This is a genomic window from Acinetobacter sp. UBA6526, assembly GCF_002434875.1.
GTDB classification, from domain to species: domain Bacteria; phylum Pseudomonadota; class Gammaproteobacteria; order Pseudomonadales; family Moraxellaceae; genus Acinetobacter; species Acinetobacter venetianus.
The window spans coordinates 1-1,521 of the sequence record NZ_DJLC01000120.1 but is presented as its reverse complement, the minus strand read 5'-3'; the positions used below and the strand labels follow the sequence as shown (position 1 = coordinate 1,521).

The window sequence follows — 1,521 nt, the reverse complement described above, 5'->3', positions numbered from 1 at the left end:
AGCAGTCTGGTAGCTCGTCGGGCTCATAACCCGAAGGTCGTTGGTTCAAATCCAGCTCCCGCTACCAATTTATTTATTTGAATTTTGCTCTGTGATGTTTTAAATATTGCTGATGGTCATAATCACTTTGGCAATGAAATTAGCTTAAATAACCCTAAATAAAGCTAAAATTATTAGATTCTAGAAATGTTGTTATCCTCTCTCATTTGTCTAATCTTGTAGTAAATCAAAATCGATCACTTGAGCTCAGTAATGAGTGATTCTGTCGTGAAAATTATCAATGAATGGCGTATAGCCAAAGCCGTGAATGGCAATGAAATATCTGTACAAATTATCCCACTTAAACGTCAACAAAATACGTTGGAAGGTTTTAAATGGGTTGAAGTTGGGAAAAAAGTTCTACTAGAGTCTGGTCAAGAAATTGACTTTAATTTAGATGGAAATAGCTTCTATACTTCGGTGAATCAGCTTTATCGATTGACATAAAAATTTCACATAGCTGTAGTACTTATTAAATGAAAATAGGCTGATTGAAAGCATCACGGTCTAATTTTATTTATATTCAAACAAGATATTTGAAGGTACAGCAGGCATGAGTGAAACAATCAATGGTACAGTAAAATGGTTCAATGAAAAGAAAGGATTTGGATTTATTCAATCTGATTCTGGCCAAGAAGTATTTGCCCATTTTAGTGAAATCCAAAGTAAAGGCTTTCGAGCACTACAAGAAGGGCAACGCGTAACATTTACGTTAGGTGAGGGGCAGAAAGGGCCAGTAGCTAAAACGATTACGGTGATCTAAGACATTAGATCACAATAAAAAAGCTCACATTAGGTGGGCTTTTTTATCGTCTGTTGTTTTATTTTCACTTTTTATGAAGCCTTGATTGAAGCTTCTACTGTATTAGAGCGATTTCGATAGATAAAGGCTCGCTCACTATATCCTTTATGTTCTAGGTGGAAATTAGGTGACATCCAACGTATTGACTGTCTCAATATGCTAGACAGACACGAGACAGCCTCATTTTGAAGCTGTCTCAAATGCTTTTGGACTTATCCCATTGGGATATGAATGACATCTGGTTCGTTTTTTAGTTTTGGTAAAGCGAGATTGATTAAAGTAAGTGTTGAAAGTGAAGTTAAAAGCATCAGCAGAACTTCCAATGAGTTACTTAGTACAAATAGAAGGGAATAAAATACAAAAAAGCACATCAAGCTGATGAATGTATTTTTAAAATACAATGAGATGAAGACTGAATATAAGAATGAAGAAAAGAATAAATTAAAGTTTTTATTCATTCCGAGCTTATCAAAAAATATAATAACGAGAAAAATTATTACAACTGAGAAAGCAAAAATAAAAAGATTTTTGAAGATATTCATTCTTATTCCTCTGTTTTAAAGCATAAAAAATCCCCACATATAAGGGCCTCATCTTAAAGGGGGGATTAGGGAATACACTTTGTTTTAAATAAGCCTTTATGTTTGATTTTTCGTGGCTTTGTTGCACAAAGCTATTCT

The 1,521-nt window shown here is 33.9% G+C and carries 4 protein-coding genes; 2 read left to right on the top strand and 2 right to left on the bottom strand.

The genetic code is table 11. From position 1 onward, the window contains the following. The first annotated feature begins 252 nt into the window (after positions 1–252). Both B4237_RS07915 and B4237_RS07910 read left to right on the top strand, forming a co-directional pair. Positions 253–486 carry a hypothetical protein gene (locus tag B4237_RS07915; RefSeq protein ID WP_004881015.1) on the top strand — a complete coding sequence of 78 codons (234 nt, stop codon included), beginning with the start codon at positions 253–255 and terminating at the stop codon, positions 484–486. Positions 487–592: 106 nt separating this feature from the next. After that, positions 593–802 (top strand): cold-shock protein, encoded by a 210-nt coding sequence (locus B4237_RS07910; protein ID WP_004881013.1) that lies wholly within the window; start codon positions 593–595, stop codon positions 800–802. A gap of 251 nt (positions 803–1,053) precedes the next feature. Here B4237_RS07910 and B4237_RS07905 read toward each other — a convergent pair whose 3' ends face one another. Together B4237_RS07905 and B4237_RS07900 are read right to left on the bottom strand one after the other, a co-directional pair. After that, positions 1,054–1,383, bottom strand: a complete 330-nt coding sequence (locus B4237_RS07905) for a hypothetical protein (RefSeq protein ID WP_081399764.1) — start codon at positions 1,381–1,383, stop codon at positions 1,054–1,056. Further along, positions 1,310–1,521, bottom strand: a 212-nt coding sequence (locus B4237_RS07900; RefSeq protein ID WP_286942612.1) for a hypothetical protein, incomplete at its 5' end; no start/stop codon positions are given. The genes B4237_RS07905 and B4237_RS07900, both read right to left, overlap by 74 nt.